The 15,729-nt window shown below is 70.7% G+C and carries 10 protein-coding genes; 1 reads left to right on the plus strand and 9 read right to left on the minus strand.

Features of this window, described 5'->3' with window-relative positions; translation table 11 throughout:
- Nucleotides 1–122 precede the first annotated feature (122 nt).
- Nucleotides 123–1,382 carry a multidrug effflux MFS transporter gene (locus ASF23_RS12245; RefSeq protein WP_055953846.1) on the minus strand — a complete coding sequence of 420 codons (1,260 nt, stop codon included), beginning with the start codon at nt 1,380–1,382 and terminating at the stop codon, nt 123–125.
- 200 nt (nt 1,383–1,582) lie between these two features.
- On the opposite strand from ASF23_RS12245, the gene ASF23_RS12250 reads away from it, so the two are divergent.
- Entirely contained in the window at nt 1,583–2,149 is a 567-nt protein-coding gene (locus tag ASF23_RS12250; RefSeq protein WP_055953849.1) for a TetR/AcrR family transcriptional regulator, read from the plus strand.
- 263 nt (nt 2,150–2,412) lie between these two features.
- Here the strand turns inward: ASF23_RS12250 and ASF23_RS12255 are convergent, their stop codons facing one another.
- From ASF23_RS12255 to ASF23_RS12290, 8 genes are all read right to left on the minus strand, one after another.
- The gene (locus ASF23_RS12255; protein WP_235510881.1) at nt 2,413–4,416 is read right to left on the minus strand and encodes a S53 family peptidase; all 2,004 of its coding nucleotides are present in this window, start codon (nt 4,414–4,416) and stop codon (nt 2,413–2,415) included.
- A gap of 282 nt (nt 4,417–4,698) precedes the next feature.
- A complete protein-coding gene (locus ASF23_RS12260; RefSeq protein ID WP_055953851.1) occupies nt 4,699–5,325 on the minus strand; it encodes a hypothetical protein in 627 nt (208 codons plus the stop codon).
- A gap of 190 nt (nt 5,326–5,515) precedes the next feature.
- Nucleotides 5,516–6,898, minus strand: a complete 1,383-nt coding sequence (locus ASF23_RS12265) for an MFS transporter (protein ID WP_055953854.1) — start codon at nt 6,896–6,898, stop codon at nt 5,516–5,518.
- Nucleotides 6,895–8,124 carry a PLP-dependent transferase gene (locus ASF23_RS12270; protein ID WP_055953856.1) on the minus strand — a complete coding sequence of 410 codons (1,230 nt, stop codon included), beginning with the start codon at nt 8,122–8,124 and terminating at the stop codon, nt 6,895–6,897. The genes ASF23_RS12265 and ASF23_RS12270 overlap by 4 nt, the downstream gene beginning before the upstream one ends.
- A gap of 55 nt (nt 8,125–8,179) precedes the next feature.
- Nucleotides 8,180–9,550 carry a cystathionine beta-synthase gene (locus ASF23_RS12275; RefSeq protein ID WP_055953858.1) on the minus strand — a complete coding sequence of 457 codons (1,371 nt, stop codon included), beginning with the start codon at nt 9,548–9,550 and terminating at the stop codon, nt 8,180–8,182.
- A gap of 193 nt (nt 9,551–9,743) precedes the next feature.
- Nucleotides 9,744–11,165: a mechanosensitive ion channel domain-containing protein gene (locus tag ASF23_RS12280; RefSeq protein ID WP_055953861.1), complete on the minus strand. Its 1,422-nt coding sequence runs from the start codon at nt 11,163–11,165 to the stop codon at nt 9,744–9,746.
- Nucleotides 11,162–13,459 (minus strand): adenylate/guanylate cyclase domain-containing protein, encoded by a 2,298-nt coding sequence (locus ASF23_RS12285; RefSeq protein WP_055953863.1) that lies wholly within the window; start codon nt 13,457–13,459, stop codon nt 11,162–11,164. Before ASF23_RS12285 ends, ASF23_RS12280 begins: the two co-directional genes overlap by 4 nt.
- Nucleotides 13,460–13,797: 338 nt before the next feature.
- On the minus strand, nt 13,798–15,702 hold the full coding sequence (locus tag ASF23_RS12290; protein WP_055953865.1) for an ABC transporter ATP-binding protein: 1,905 nt from the start codon (nt 15,700–15,702) through the stop codon (nt 13,798–13,800).
- Nucleotides 15,703–15,729 lie beyond the last annotated feature (27 nt).

A 15,729-nucleotide genomic window follows, 5' to 3' on the forward strand; every position in this document is an offset into this window, starting at 1 on the left:
AGCGAACAGAATTACATCGCCGGCCGGGACAGCCGACGCGACCGACCGCGCGAGCCGAGACCCGTCCGCCAGCCGAGGCCCGTCCGCCAGGGACCAGGCCCGTCCGCCAGGGACCAGGCGCGTCAGTGCGTCAGTGCGGGCACGGACCTCGGGCGCACCACGAACCACAGCAGCAGGATCGCCACCGCCGCCGTGCACGCCATCACGGCAGCCATCGGTGTCGCGCTCGACACCCCGATGATCCCGACGACGGGCGAGATGATCCCCGCGACCCCGAAGTTGAGCGCGCCGAGGAGCGATGCGGCGGTCCCGGCCTCTTTCCCGTGCGCCGCGAGCCCGAGCACCTGCACGAGCGGGAACCCGAACCCGCACGCCGCGATGAAGAACCACAGCGGGACGAGCACCCCCGCGAGGCCGCCGATGTGCAGCGTGTCGAGCGTCATGATCGTCAGCGCGGACAGCAGGAGCACGGCCGTCGAGCAGGCGAGGATCCACTGCGGACCGACGCGCCTGGCGAGCCGCGACGAGATCTGCACCCCGACCACGACACCGACCGAGTTCACCGCGAAGAGCAGCCCGTACGCCTGGGTCGACAGGCCGTAGACCTGCTGGAAGAGGAACGGCGAGCTCGACAGGTACGAGAACAGCCCGCTGAACGTCATCGCACCGATCAGGGCCACCCCCACGAACACCCGGTCCGAGAACAGTGCCTTGTACCGTGCCCGGATCGTCGAGTGCCCCGCTTCGTGGCGTCGTGCCGGCGGGAGCGTCTCGACGATCAGGGTGAACGCCGCGACGACCACGAACGCGCCGTAGCAGGCCAGGAACACGAAGATGCCGCGCCAGTCGACGAACCGGAGCATCTGCGATCCGATCAGCGGGGCGAGGATCGGCGCGAGTCCGTTCACCATCGCGAGTCGCGACAGCATCCGGACGAGCGGGATCCCACCGAACAGGTCGCGGACCATCGCCATCGCGACGACACCGCCCGCCGCGGCACCCATGCCCTGCAGGAACCGGAACAGCCCGAGGACCTCGACGTTCGGTGCCAGCGCGGCCGAGACCGACGCGATGACGTGCAGCGTGGTGGCGAGGATGAGCGGCAGGCGGCGCCCGACCTTGTCGCTCCACGGTCCGACGAGCAGCTGTCCGACCGCGAAACCGATCGTCGTCGCGGTGAGGGTCAGCTGCACCGTGCTGGCCTGCACGCCGAGGTCGTTCTCGAGCGACGGGAACGCCGGCAGGTAGAGGTCGATGGTGAACGGGCCGAGCGCCGTGAGCATCCCGAGCACGAGGACGTAGACGAGGCGCTGGCGACGGGTGAGCGAGTCACCCGGGTGGACGATGACGGTGAGCGAACCGGTGGTCGCGGGGGCGGACACGTCGTGGGGCCCTTCGGAGAGGAGGCGGGAGCGGAATCGGGAGCGTGGTCGAATCGATTCGGGTCGAGGTGTCAATGCTACGGGACCTCGCACCTCCACGACACCCGTCGGCCCGTCGTCTCCGCCCGGTCCCTGCTCCGCGTCCGCGTCCGCTCCGGCGACTGGTACCTTCGTGGTGTTCCACACAAGGGGTGAGTTCCATGGTCGATGCGCGGATCCTGCACACGACTGCGGCGCTGCGCGAAGCGATCCTCCGTCTGGCAGCCGACCGACCCGTCTCCGCGATCACGGTCGCCGACGTCACCCGCGCGGCCGGCATCAACCGCGCGACCTTCTACTCGCACGCGGTGTCGCCGGGGTCGCTCCTCGCGGACGTCCTCACCCCGGAACTCGACCGCATCCGCGAGGACGACGCCGAGCTCCGGAGGACACCGGGGACCGCCGACCCGCTGTCGATCACGCGCAAGGGCATCGACGCCGTCGTCGACCACGTCGTCGCGCACCGGGCGATCTACCGCAACGCGCTCCCGGACAGCGAGGACGCGTCCCTGCACCGTCTGCTCGTCGACCACTTCACCGTCTCCAGCCTCGCGCACATCGCGCACATGGACCCGGGGCAGCGTCCGGACGTGCTCGACGACGTCGCTGCGGGATTCGTGGCACAGGGCCTGCTCGGAGCGATCGAGGCGTGGCTCGCCGGGCCCCGGCGGTCCCGCAGGGCGCTCGTCGACACCATCGCGACGACGTTCCCCGCGTGGTGGCACTGAGCCGCCTGCCTCCGCGCGTGGAGCCCACGCCCGCAGCAACTGTCGCTCTGCCCGCACACCGACAGCGAGGTCCCCGACTTCGCGGGCATCCTGTCGCTTCGGGCGCGAACCGACAGACGCAGGCCCTGAACTGCGCGGGCTGACCGCAGACCGCAGACCGCGGCCCGAGCAGGACGCCGCGAGTGCGGACCGCACGGACAGACGGACGGGAGGCCCGTGGCGAACTCCGCCACGGGCCTCCCGTCCGTCATCCGGTGCGCTGGCTACCGGTGGCTCGCCACCGCGGACAGGGCACTGAACGACACCGCACCGAGCCCGGTCACGTCGTCGTAGCCGACGGCCGTCGTGAGCGACGTGTCCGTGTTCGTCGTGACGAGGTAGGACTTGCCGGACACGGCACCCGTGTACGCCAAGGCGACCGGGGACGCGGGCGGGACGACGTCGCTGAACGCCGACGGCGCCGCCTTGTCCACGGCGTACAGCGTCGGGTTCGCGAACCCGATCGTGGACTTCGTGGACTGCTGGACGAGGGCCATGAGGCCGGCCGTGATCGGCGACGCCAGCGAGGTGCCGCCGTACGTCTCGGTCTGGTACTCACCCGCCGCGAGCGTCGTGTCGTCCTTGATCGGACGGATGCCGATCGAGAACCCGGTGTACGGGTCCGCGAGGGCCGCGAGGTCCGGCGAGACGCGCTTGCCGGCCGCCGCGAGGTTCGCCGGGACGACGCCCTTCTGGTACGAGGGCTCGGCGAAGTACGTGCTCACGCCACCGCCGGCGCCACCGCCGTAGATCGTGCCCGGGAGCGGCGAGGTGTAGACGTTCCGGCCGGTGCCCTGGACGATCTGGTCGAGGGTGTCGCCCCAGCCCGTCTCGAAGGTCTTCTTGCCGTCCTTGCCGATCCCGAGGCTCGTGCCGCCGACGGCCGTCACCCACGGGGACGACGCCGGGTAGTCCGGCTCGGCGCTGCCGAGGTTGACCGACTCGTCGCCGGAGTCCCCGCTCGAGAAGTACAGGCCGATGCCGGTGCCGGCCGCCTGGATGTGCAGGTTCTCGTCGCCCTGGATCGTGGCGAACGGGACGTCCTCGCCGACGTTGCCGTAGCTGTTGCTGACGATGTTCGCCAGGCCACCGTCGAGCACCTTGGACAGCGCGACGTCGAGGCCGCCACCGCAGTTCGTGCCGCCGACGTAGAGGATCGACGCTGCCGGGGCAACCGCGTGCACGGACTGCACGTCGAGGGTCTCCTCGCCCTGCCATCCGCTCGGGTACTGGCAGGCCGCCTCGTCGGTGAACTGCGAGGACGCCGGGATCTTCTGCGAGAAGGTCGCGCTCGTCAGCTGCGGCTCACCGTGGCTCGCGGAGTAGGTGTTCGTGTCGTGGATGATCGTCGGCGAGGCGTAGGCGTCGATGATCGCGACCTTCTGCCCCTGCCCCTGGACCCCGGACGCGGCGAGCTTGTCGACGCCGTACGCGGACCGGAGCTGCGACGGGACGTACCCGCAGTTGAACGTCGGCACGGAGGTGGTGCCGTAGGCCTGCGGCACGGTCCCGAGGTGCTCACCCGTGTAGTTCGAGCAGGGGTAGTTCACCGCGGCGGGTGCCGCGGTCGTGGTCTTCTGCAGCGCGTGCGTCGGGGTCTGCACCGTCGGCGTCTGCCCCTGCAGGACGTTGTCCGGCCGGGTCTGCAGACGGCTCTGGTCGATGCTGACGCCGGACACCTTCGCCGCGATGTCCGCCGGCAGCGTCGGGGTCGACGACGGTCCGATGAGCGTCCGGCTGTCGTGCCGGTAGGCGTGCAGCGGCGTGCCGAGGACCCCGGAGACGACCGATGCGTCCCCGCGGAACACGACGTACTCGTGGCTCGCCGGGACGGCCGTGATGGTCAGTCCGTGCGCCCGGAGGTACCCGGTGACCTGGTCGGCGTCGGCCTTCGTCGGGGCGTACTTCGCGATCCACGCCGCGGGCGTCAGGGGGTGCCGGTACTGCGACGTGCCGGGCGTGGAGACCGCCGTGGCGAGCGCGGTGGCACCCGCCTGGTCGCGGAGCGGGAGGTAGATCTCGCCCTCGACGCTCGTGTCGGCGGGCGCGGCACCGGCGTCGTTCGCGGCGGTGGCCCACGCGGGGACGGAGCCCGACAGGGCCTGGGCGGGCACGGCGGCGTTCGCGGGGGCGACCACGAACGCACTCGTGCCGACGACGCAGGCCGCGGCGGCGATGGTCACGGCGACGCGGCGCCGACTGAGGAGGAGCTTGGGACGTGGCTGCACTGGGAGTCCTCTCGCGATGACACCCGTGCGCTCCGCCCGGGGACGAGGTTCAGGGAACGACGTGGTCCGGGGAACGCAGGGGCGGTGGTGAGGCGACAGTAGTGAGCGGCGAGGACCGTGGGACAGTCAGCGAAAGCACCCACTCGGCACGTCCCCCGTTCGAGGGACAGGGGCTGAGTGTCCACTCACCCGCGGATCGGCATGGTTACGGGTCGGAACCCCCCGGGGACTGCACCGTTCTGGGGATCGCCCGACAATCGACGCGCCGCGACCACGGGCCCGTCAGAGTCCGGACGGCCGTTTCCCGCGCTGCAGGTCGTCCACGACGCCGAGCGCATCGGACACGAGCGTGGCGTCGGACTCCCCGGCGGAGTCGTCGAGTCGGTAGTCCGCGCCGGTGCGCTGCTCGCCCGTTCCGGGGATCGCGGTGCCGAGCGCGACGACGATCGCCCCGGCGTCGTGTGCGTACCGGATCTGCGCGGTGATCCCCTCCGGGTCGACCGCCTGGACGAAGACGACCTTCGCCCCGGCCTTGACGACGTCGTGGATGGCGCCCTGCTGGCTGGCCACGGGTGTCGCGGCGTCGGTCACGCGGACCTCGGGCATGTACCCGGCGGCGCTGATCGCGCTCCGGAACCGGACGTCGAGCGCCTGCGACGGTGTCTCGACGTGGCCGGGAGCGACCGGTGTCCCGGTCTTCACGGCACCGGATCCGGAGCCGTCGACGGGGGCCAGCACGACACCGATGACGGCCTGCTCGTCGAACCCGCCGTCCGAGCTCGTGAGGTCGGAGCTCCGCACCGGGGTGGGCGCCGGGGTGGTCGAGCCGCCGGAACACCCGGCGATCCCGAGCACGGCGGTGCCGAGGATCGCGGCCGCGGTGAGCGCGGCGAGCCGGTTCCGGAGCACGGTTCCCCTTCTGGTTGTCGGTCTGCCACGGTACACGCGCGACTCGCGGGGGTGCCGGACGCGGCGGTGCCGGACGCGGCGGTGCCGGACGGGAGGCGCGGGTCGGCCTGGCACCGTCCCTCCCGTCCGACGGCGGCGCGAGCACGTCAGCGCAGCCGTGCGGGCGCGTCAGCCCAGCCGTGCGGGCGCGTCAGCTCCGCGGCGCGGGGATCGGGCCGAGCCGCCGGACGAGCAACAGCCCGAGCACCGCGACGACCGTCATGGCCGCGAACACCACGGCGAACGACACCGTCGCGTCCTTGCCGCCGAAGGCCGCGAACACGATGCCGGTGACCGCGAGGCCGATCACCGTCCCGGAGGAGTCCGCGATCGTCAGCGCCGAACTCGCGAACCCCTGGTCCGCCTCGTCGCTCAGCCGCAGCGTCAGCATCGACGTCCGCGGGAACACGATGCCCATCCCACCACCCGCGACCATCCACCCGATGATCATGATCGCCGGCGATGCCGTGGTCGCCGCCACGAACAGCGCCGACAGGAGCCCGACGACGACGAGTGCGAACCCGATCGAGAACGTCCGCCGCGCGGTGAGGACCGTCTCCGGCAACCGACCGTGCAGCCAACTCGCCGCAGCCCAGCTGATCGCAGCGGTCGTCAGCGTGATCCCGGCGAACGCGGCGCTGAACCCGTGGTGTGCCTGCAGGAGGTAGGGCAGGTAGACCTCGCTCCCGAGGAACGCCGCACCCGAGACGGCGCGGATGATGACGACGACCGGGAGGCCCGGTGCGGCTCGGAAGGTCCCCTGCGGCAGGAGCGGACGGAGCGCGATCCCCGCGGCGACGAGCCCGACGACGAGCAGGGCGACCCCGGCTGCGAGTGGCAGGTCCGGCGCGAGGTTCAGCACGAGCACCGCAACCGCCGCGAGCGCCGACCACGCGATGCGTCTGGTCTGCCACGCGGGTCGCGACGCCGGCGCCGGGACGGGCAGTCGGGCGAGGCTCGGCAGCAGGACGAGGAACGCACCGACGGCGATGACGACGGCGCCGACGAACACCCAGTGCCAGCTCCACGTGTCGGTGACGATGCCCGCGATCGCCGGTCCGACGAGCCCCGGGACGACCCAGGCGGCCGCGAACCCGGCGAAGATCGAGCCGTGCAGGTGCTCGGGGTAGATCCGCGACACGATGACGTAGAGGACGACCGTGACGGCGCCGGCGCCGAAGCCCTCGACGAGACGGCCGACGAGGAACACCGGCATGGTCCACGCGACCGCGACGAGGACGGTGCCGAGCGCGAAGCAGATGGTGCTCGCCCAGGTGACGACGCGAGGGCCGGCACGGTCGGCCCAGTTGCCCGCGAGCACCATGCCCGGCACGCCGGCGGCGAGCGGTGCCGCGAAGGCCAGCGAGTACAGGGTCTCGCCGTCGAGGTCCTCGCTGATCTCCGGCATGATCGTGGCCATCGCGAGGTTCTGGAACGCCGCGACCGCCACGATCGCGACCATGCCGATCGTGGCGAGCAGGTACCCCCGGCCGAGCACGCCCGTCCGGGCTGCCGACCCGGGGGCGGCGCTCACCGGGTCAGCGCCTGTTCGACGTCGGCGACGAGGTCACCGGCGTCCTCGATGCCGACTGACAGCCGGACGACGTTCTCCGGCACCGCGAGCTCGGTGCCCTTGACGGACGCGTGGGTCATCTCGGACGGGTAGCCGATGAGGGACTCGACGCCGCCGAGCGACTCCGCGAGCGCGAAGATCTCTGTGGACTCGGCGAAGGACCGCGCGGCTGCCGGACCGCCCGCGAGCGCGACGGAGAGCATGCCGCCGAACGACCGCATCTGGCGCTGGGCGATGTCGTGGCCGGGGTGCTCCGGGAGTCCCGGGTAGTACACGCGCTCGACGGCGGGGTGTCCGACGAGTGCCTCGGCGACCCGCTGGGCGTTCGCGGAGTGCCGCTCCATCCGGACGGCGAGGGTCTTGATCCCCCGGACCGTCAGCCACGCGTCGAGCGGGCCGGAGACCGCTCCGGCGGAGTTCTGCAGGAACTGGACGTCCGCGGCGACCTGCTCGTCCTGCACCACGAGTGCGCCGCCGACGACGTCGGAGTGGCCGCCGAGGTACTTCGTCGTGGAGTAGACGACGACGTCGGCACCGAGCGACAGGGGCTGCTGGAGGTAGGGCGAGGCGAAGGTGTTGTCCACGACGACGAGGGCGCCGGCGGCGTGGCCGATCTCGGCGAGCGCGGCGATGTCGACGATCTTCATGAGGGGGTTCGTCGGCGTCTCGATCCAGAGCACGGTCTTCGCGGCGGCGGCGGCGTCGGTGCTCCCGCCGGTCCCGGTGCTGCTGCCGGACCGGGTGCTGCTGCCGGACCGGGTGCTGCTGCCGGACCGGGTCTGGGCAAGCGCCGCCCGCACGGCGTCGAGGTCACTCATCTCCACAGTGCTGAGCCGGACGCCCCACGGCACGTGGACCTTGCTCGCGAGCCGGTACGTCCCGCCGTAGACGTCGTTGCCCATCACGATCGACGCACCGGGTGCGAGGTACGAGCGGAGCAGGACGTCCTCGGCGGCGAGCCCCGATGCGAACGAGAACGCCGCGCGACCGCCGTCGAGGTCAGCGAGGAGCTCCTGGAGCGAGTCCCGCGTCGGGTTCGCCGACCGGGAGTACTCGTACCCGTTCCGCATCCCGCCGATGCCGTCCTGGATGTAGGTGGACGTCAGGTACAACGGGGGCACGACGGCACCGGTCGTGGCGTCGGGAGCCTGCCCGGAGTGGATCGCGCGGGTGGGGAACTCGGCCATGGGGATGTCTCCTGGTGGTGGGTGGATCAGGTCCGACGGTGCTGTTCTGACCGCGTCACTCGGACAGGAACGCGAGCAGGTCGTGCCGGGCGACGACCGTCACGGGCTTGCCGTCCTCGACGACGAGCAGGGCGTTCGCCGTCTCGAGGGACCGGCGGGCGGCGGAGACGGACTCCCCCATGCCGACGAGCGGCAGGGGGTCGCCGACGAACGACGCGAGCGAGTCGGTCATCTTCGCGGCCCCGGTGAAGACGGCCTCGAGGAGTTCCTTCTCCTCGATCGCGCCGACGACCTCGCCGATGACGACGGGCGGCTCGGCGGAGAGCACCGGCATCTGCGAGACGCCGTAGGTCTTCATGATCTCGATGACGTCGCGCACGGTGTCAGACGGGTGCGCGTGCACGAGGTCCGGCAGCGAGCCGTCCTTGCCGGCGATGAGCGACCCGACAGTCCTGGCGTTGTCGTCCGCGTTCTCGAGGAACCCGTAGGACCGCATCCAGCGCTCGTTGAAGATCTTGCCGAGGTACCCGCGACCGCCGTCCGGCAGGAGCACCACGACGGTGTCGTCCGGGCCGAGCGTCTTCGCGTGCTCCAGGGCCGCGACGACCGCCATCCCGCTCGAGCCGCCGACGAGGAGACCCTCCTCCCGCGCCAGCCGCCGGGTCATCGCGAAGGACTCGGCGTCCGTCACGGCGATGATCTCGTCGACGACGCTGCCGTCGTACGCGGCCGGCCAGAAGTCCTCGCCGACGCCCTCGACGAGGTACGGACGACCGGACCCGCCCGAGTAGACACTGCCCTCGGGGTCGGCGCCGACGATGCGGACCGCGCCGTCGGAGACCTCCTTGAGGTACCTGCCGACGCCGGAGATCGTCCCGCCGGTGCCGACGCCCGCGACGAACGTGGTCAACCCGCCGTCGGTGTCGCGCCAGATCTCCGGACCGGTGGTCTCGTAGTGGCTCCGCGGTCCGTTCGGGTTCGCGTACTGGTTCGGCTTGAAGGCGCCGGGGATCTCGGTGACGAGGCGGTCGGACACCGAGTAGTAGGACTCCGGGTGCTCCGGCGGCACCGCGGTCGGCGTGACGACGATCTCGGCGCCGTAGGCCGTGAGGACGTTCCGCTTGTCCTCGCCGACCTTGTCCGGCAGGACGAAGACGCAGCGGTACCCGCGCTGCTGGGCGACGAGGGCGAGGCCGACGCCGGTGTTGCCGCTCGTCGGTTCGACGATCGTGCCGCCCGGTCGGAGCTGCCCCTTCGCCTCGGCGTCGTCGATGATCCGCGTGGCGATCCGGTCCTTGGAGGACCCACCGGGGTTCAGGTACTCGACCTTGACGAGGACCGTGGCCTCGATGCCCTCGGTGACGGCGTTCAGCCGGACGAGCGGGGTGTTGCCGACCAGGTCGATGACGGAGTTCGCGTAGCGCACGGTCGATGAGTCTACGTTGCGACCACCGACATCACCCCGGGTGACAGCGCCCCGGGTGACGCGCCCCGGGTGACGTCATCCCGGATGATCCGCGCATCCCACGGTCGCGGGACGGTGCGGGAGACGGACGGGAGGCGCGGTGCGGGGCTGCACCGTGCCTCCCGTCCGTCAGGTGGTCACGCAGTGACCGCGCTCAGGACCGGACCGCGAGCGTCGACTGCGCGGTGACGACCTCGGTGATCTCGGACCGTCGGCGTTCGATGACGTCCCCGATGTCCCGCGCGAGCTTCGGCGACCGGCGCACGATCGCGTCGAGCACGTCGACCGGCACGACGAGCACCGCGACCTCGGTGAGGGCGTGCGCCGAGGTCATCAGCGCCTCGCGCGTGAGCGCGGTCTGTCCGACGTAGTCGCCGGCCTCCACACGGCCGACCGGCAGCGCTGCGTCGTCGAGCGGCACACGGAGCTCGACGCTGCCGGCGAGCACGAACCGGACCGCGTTGGGGATGTTCCCCACGCGGATGATCGTCTCGCCCGCCGCGTAGCGCTCGAGGCGCACGACCGGTTCGAGCGCCGAGGCGTCGTCACCGGTGAGGTACAGCGTCGGTGCCACCGCGGCCACCGAGGCGCTGATCCGCTCCGGGGTGATGAAGTCGTCGGTGGTGTCGCCGTCGAGGCCGAGGCCGGCGCGACGGGCGGCGTACCAGAGCCACAGGCGGAAGGTGGCGAGCGCGTCGGCCTCGATCGCGGGGCCGCGCACCTCGAAGGTCAGCTCGAAGGTCGGACCCCCGACGGGCACCGCGGTCGGCGTCGTCCCCGGGTAGCGCTGCGGGAGCTCGTTCGCGACGCGCTGCAGGAGTGCGATCACGGCGGCCGGCGGGTCGTCGGTGGTGAACGTCACGCTCGTCGTGACCGAGAACGTCCCACCGCCGCGGCTGAGGTTGGTGAACGATGCCCCGGCGAGCGAGGAGTTCGGCATGATCAGGATGCCGTTGCCGGTGTCGATGTGCACGGCACGCCAGTTCACCTCGACGACCCGGCCGCGCGCGCCGCCGGCGTCGAGCCAGTCACCGAGTCGGAACGGCTGCTCGAACAGCAGGAAGAGCCCGGCGATGACGGGACCCACGGCGGACTGCAGCGCGAGACCGATGACGAGCGACCCGACCCCGAGCGCCGTGAAGATCCCGCCGACGTCGGCGCCCCACACGAGCTTGAAGACGAGCGCCAGGCCGAGCGCGATGAGCACGATGCGGCCGATGTCGACGAAGATCGACGGCAGCTTCTCGCGCCAGGACCCCTGTCGGGCGTTCGTGAACAGCGCCACGTTGACACCGTTCAGCACGAACACGATCACCAGGAAGCCGAGCACCGTCGCGATGATCTGGCTCACCACGGGCTGCTTCGGCTGGACCGCCTGGGTGACCTGGACGCTCAGGATGAGGATCGCGACGAGCGGCACGATCATGTTCCGGAGCAGGCTGATGATCTTCCAGACGGCGTTGCCGCGGCGCTGGAGGTTCGACTGCAGCTCGGTGAGGACGAGCAGGACGACCGGCAGGCCGATGACGACGATGAGCGCCGGCCAGAACCAGGACTGCTGCCAGAACGGGGTCATGATGCCCGCCGATCGAGCTTCCACACGCGCTGCGGACCGCCCTGCGTCTCGACGGTGCCCTCCTCGTGCATCGGGACGGTGTCGCCGAGCTGGTCGACGACCCGCTGCGTCGCGAACACCCCCGGTGTCGGCGCGATGCCCTGCACCCGGTAGGCGAGGTTCACCGCGTCGCCCCACATGTCGTAGACCGCACGCGAGGGGCCGACGAGGCCGCTCGTGACCCGACCGGTGTCGAGGCCGGCGCGGAGACCGACCGAGGAACCGTGCTGGGCGTTGAAACGCTCGAGGATCGTCTGCAGCTCGTTCGTGAACTCGACCATCCTCCGGGCGTAGTCGACCCTCGGGACCGTCAGCCCACAGCTCGCGAGGTACCCGCTCCTGGTGGACCGGACCCGCTCGATGCCGATGCGGGCGGCGGCCTCGTCGAACGACCGCCAGATGCCGTTCACCAGCTGCAGACCGTCGGACGCCCCGAAGCCCTTCGAGAAGTCGTCGATCCCGATGATGTCGGCGAAGATCACCGCCACGTCCTGGTGCTCCTCGGCGATGTTCTCGTCGCCCTGCTTGTACCGCTTCGCGACCTCCACGGGCATCATCGTCAGCAGCAGCTGGTCGTTCTGCCGACGCTGGTCGTCGAGCAGGTCCTGCTTGATCTTCAGGCTGCGGCTCATGTCGTTGAACGCGAGGCCGAGGTCGCCGATCTCGTCGCCCGGCTTGGCCGCCACCTCGACCCCGATGTCGCCCGCGGACACCCGGTTGACCGCGGTCTGCAGCCGTCGGATCGGTCGCACGAACACCTGGGCGAGCAGGAGTGCGAGCAGACAGACGAGCACGATGATGCCGACGAGCGACAGCCCGAGGGTCCTGGTGAACGTGTCCACCGGCTGGAACGCCTCGCTCGTGTCGACCTGCGCGACGATCACCCAGTGCAGGCCGTCGACCTCGACCGGGGCGTACGCCGACAGCGTCTCCCTGCCGCGGTAGTCCGACGTGATGACGGTGCCGGTCTTCCCCTGCAGTGCCCTCGTGACCGGCGTCGTGGTGACCGACTGCCGGAGGATGCTGCTCTTGTCGCGCACCTGTTCACGGGCGTCCGCCGGGGCCTCCCCCGCGCTGATGACGTCCTGCTGGTACTGCTTCGGGTGCTCGACGAGCTGGCGCGACGTCGACCGCATCGTGCGGTCGCGGCCGACCAGGTAGGACTCGCCGGTGTTGCCGAGCCCGTCGGACTTCCACCCCTGGTTCCCGGTCATCACCGCGTTGATGGTCTCTGTCGGGACCTGCACCGCCAGCACGCCGATGATCTGCCCGTTGTCGCCCACCGGCGAGAACACCCAGGCGGTCGGGGCCCCGAGCGACGGGGTGTACGCCTCGAAGTCGGTCGCGGCGTAGGCGTCCGTGCTCGTCAGCTGCAGTGCCTTCTGGTAGCCGGACGCCAGGTTCGAGTCCCGGTAGGGCCCGGTCTCCACGTTCGTGCCGAGGTCGGGGCCGGAGTACGCCGAGTAGACCACGTCACCGGTGGTGTTGAGGAGCAGGACGTCCTCGTAGCCGAGCTGATCGACCTGCTCCCGGAAGTAGTCCTGGTACTCCGCGTGCGCTGCGGACCACGCGCTGCCGTCTCCGGCGTCGTCGGTCGCGAGGGACTTGTCGTAGTCGTCGAACGGCGCGGTGTACTTGCTCTGCAGGTAGGTCTGGGCGTTCGAGGTCGGGGTGAACTGCTTCGGGTCGGCGGTCGAGGCGGTCGCCTTGTCGAGCTGCGGGACGAACTGGTCCGAGTAGTAGTTCGCGACGCTGCGTTGCTCGGCGGCCGTCGGGTTCTCGTCCTGCAGCGCGGCGAACCCGCTCGTGAACGCCTTCGTCGCACCGATCGCGGACTGGTTGCGGCTGTCGAGCACGATCGCGCCGCTGATGTCCGAGAAGGTGCGCTCGATCTCGCGCGCCCGGGACTCGCGGAGGCTCGTGACCTGCTGGAACGCCGCGTCCTGCAGGGAGTTGCGGCCGTTGACGTAGCCCACCGCACCGACGACGAGTGCCGCGAGGATGCTCACCGCCAGGAGCATGATCAGGAGCTTCGACTGGATGTCGAGCACGCCGGTCGTCCGGAACGCACGCCAGCGGCCGGTGCGGCGCGGTGCGTCCTCGATGACCCGGGGGCCGGACTGCTGTCCGTCAGAGCCGGATGTGGGCGGGATGGGGTCGGTCTGGCCGACCGCGGTGCGGAGGTCGTCGCCTCCCGGTGCTGGTGCGGGACCGGAGGCGGGCTGGTGTTGCGGCTGCTGCGGGGGGACGGTCACGGGAGCTCCCGATCTCGGGCACGGAGTGCGGTCGGACCAAAGACGCGCCTCGGGTGGCGTTGCACCACAGTAATCACACTTGCATCGTCTGCAACAGAGGGAGTCTCGGGATTTCACATCACCGTGACACAGCCTGTGACCGTTCGGTGCTGCGAGCAGCTCCGTCCGCGGGCAGCTCGGTCCCGCAGGCAGCTCGGTCCCGCAGGCAGCTCGGTCCCGCAGGCAGCTCGGTCCCGCGGGCAGCTCGGTCCCGCAGGCAGCTCGGTCCCGCGCGCAGTTCGGTCCCGCAGGCAGTTTCGTCCTTGGGTCAGCGGCAGTGCCTCGGTCTCGCGGCCGCCTCAGACGCCCAAGCTCCCCGCGCTCTCGGCCGGCACGTTCTGCTGTCGATGGAGCGACGCGTAGACCCCGTCGAGCGACAGCAGCTCCCCGTGTGTTCCCCGCTCCACGATCCGACCACGATCCACCACGAAGATGACGTCCGCATCCCGGACCGTCGAGAGGCGATGCGCGATCGAGATCGTCGTCCGACCACGTGAGGCTTCGTCGAGCGCGTCCTGCACCACGCGCTCCGAGATCGAGTCCAAAGCACTCGTGGCCTCGTCGAGGATGAGCACCGGCGGGTCCTTCAGCATCACCCTGGCGATCGCGATGCGCTGTTTCTCACCGCCGGACAGTCGGTAACCACGCTCGCCGACCACGGTGTCGTACCCCTCGGGGAACGATGCGATGGTGGCGTGGATGTTCGCCGCACGGGCCGCTGCCTCGAGCTCCGCATCGGTCGCGCCGGGCTTGGCGTACCGGAGGTTCTCGCCGATCGTGGCGTGGAAGAGGTACGTCTCCTGGCTGACGATCCCGATGTGCGCGACGAGGTCGTCCTGCGTGAGGTCCCGGACGTCCGTGCCGGCGAACCGGACCGTGCCGCTCGTCGCCTCGTACAGGCGGGGCACCAGGTAGGAGACCGTCGTCTTGCCCGCGCCCGAGGGTCCGACGAACGCGCCGAACTGTCCGGGCTCGAGACGGAAGTCCATGCCGCGGAGCGTCGGCTTGTCGGGCTCGCCGTCCGGGTAGACGAAGGTGACGTCCTCGAACGAGACCTGCCCGACCTTCCGCTCGTCCACCGGGACCGCGTCCGGCGAGTCCTTGATCGCCGGGTCGAGGTCCAGGTACTCGAAGATCCTGGCGAACAGCGCCCCGGACGTCTGGAGGTCGAGCACGACCCGCAGGAGCCCCACGGTCGGGAACAGCAACCGCGACTGCACCGTGGTGAAGGCGACGATCGTTCCGGCCGTGATGTCGACACCGCCGCGGATCAGGTACGCGGCGACGAGGTAGATGATCGCCGGGATGATCGACAGGAAGATCTGCACGATCGCGAAGAACCACTGTCCGGACATCTGCTGCTTGACCTGGAGCCGGATCTGGTTCCGGTTCTCTGCGCTGTAGCGGTCGACCTCGGCCCGCTGCTGGTTGAAGCTCTTCGCGAGCAGGATGCCGGACACGCTCAGCGTCTCCTGCGTGATCGCCGTCATGTCCGACAGCGACTCCTGCGTCTCGCCCGCGATCTTCGCCCGCACGCGCCCCACCCGACGCTGCGCGATGACGAGCAGCGGGAGCAGCACCACCGCGACGATCGTCATCTGCCAGCTGAGCAGCAGCATCGCGACGACCGCGGCGATCACGGTGACGGTGTTGCCGAGCACCGAGGAGATGGTGTTGTTAAGGACGCTCGCGACGCCCCCGACGTCGTTCTGGAGTCGCGACTGGATGATGCCGGTCTTGGTGCGGGTGAAGAAGGCGAGCTCCATGCGCTGGAGGTGGCCGAACAGCCGCATCCGCATGGCTCCCATGACCTTGTTGCCGACGGTGGCCGTCAGGTAGGTCTGCCAGACACCCACACCCGCTGACGCGATCCACAGCCCGACCATCGCCCCGACGAGCACGAAGAGCACCGGGAGGTCGGGTCCGCCGGACTTCGGGAAGAGTCCCTGGTCGAAGGCCCGCTGGGTGAGGAGCGGCGGGATGACGCTGATGGCCGCACCGACGAGGACGAGGACCATCGTGACGATGATCGCGTTCCGGTGTGGGGAGAAGAGCCCGGAGATCCGCCGCACCAGGTGCGGGATCTTCGGCGCGTCGGCGTTCGCTGCCTTCTGGGCGTCCGTGTCGGCGCTCGAGATGCGGCCGCCGCGACCCCCGCCACCACCACCGCCCCGCATGCCGCCGCCACTCGCGACCGAGTCCATCCTGCTCATGACCGTCAGGCTAGCCCG

Source organism: Curtobacterium sp. Leaf261 (genome assembly GCF_001422205.1).
Taxonomy (GTDB): domain Bacteria; phylum Actinomycetota; class Actinomycetes; order Actinomycetales; family Microbacteriaceae; genus Curtobacterium.

Coding starts and splice junctions, on each gene's coding strand:
- ASF23_RS12250 (WP_055953849.1), top strand. CDS start 1,583: ATGGTCGATGCGCGGATCCTGCACACGACTGCGGCGCTGCGCGAAGCG.
- ASF23_RS12270 (WP_055953856.1), bottom strand. CDS start 8,124: ATGGCCGAGTTCCCCACCCGCGCGATCCACTCCGGGCAGGCTCCCGAC.
- ASF23_RS12280 (WP_055953861.1), bottom strand. CDS start 11,165: ATGACCCCGTTCTGGCAGCAGTCCTGGTTCTGGCCGGCGCTCATCGTC.
- ASF23_RS12290 (WP_055953865.1), bottom strand. CDS start 15,702: ATGGACTCGGTCGCGAGTGGCGGCGGCATGCGGGGCGGTGGTGGTGGC.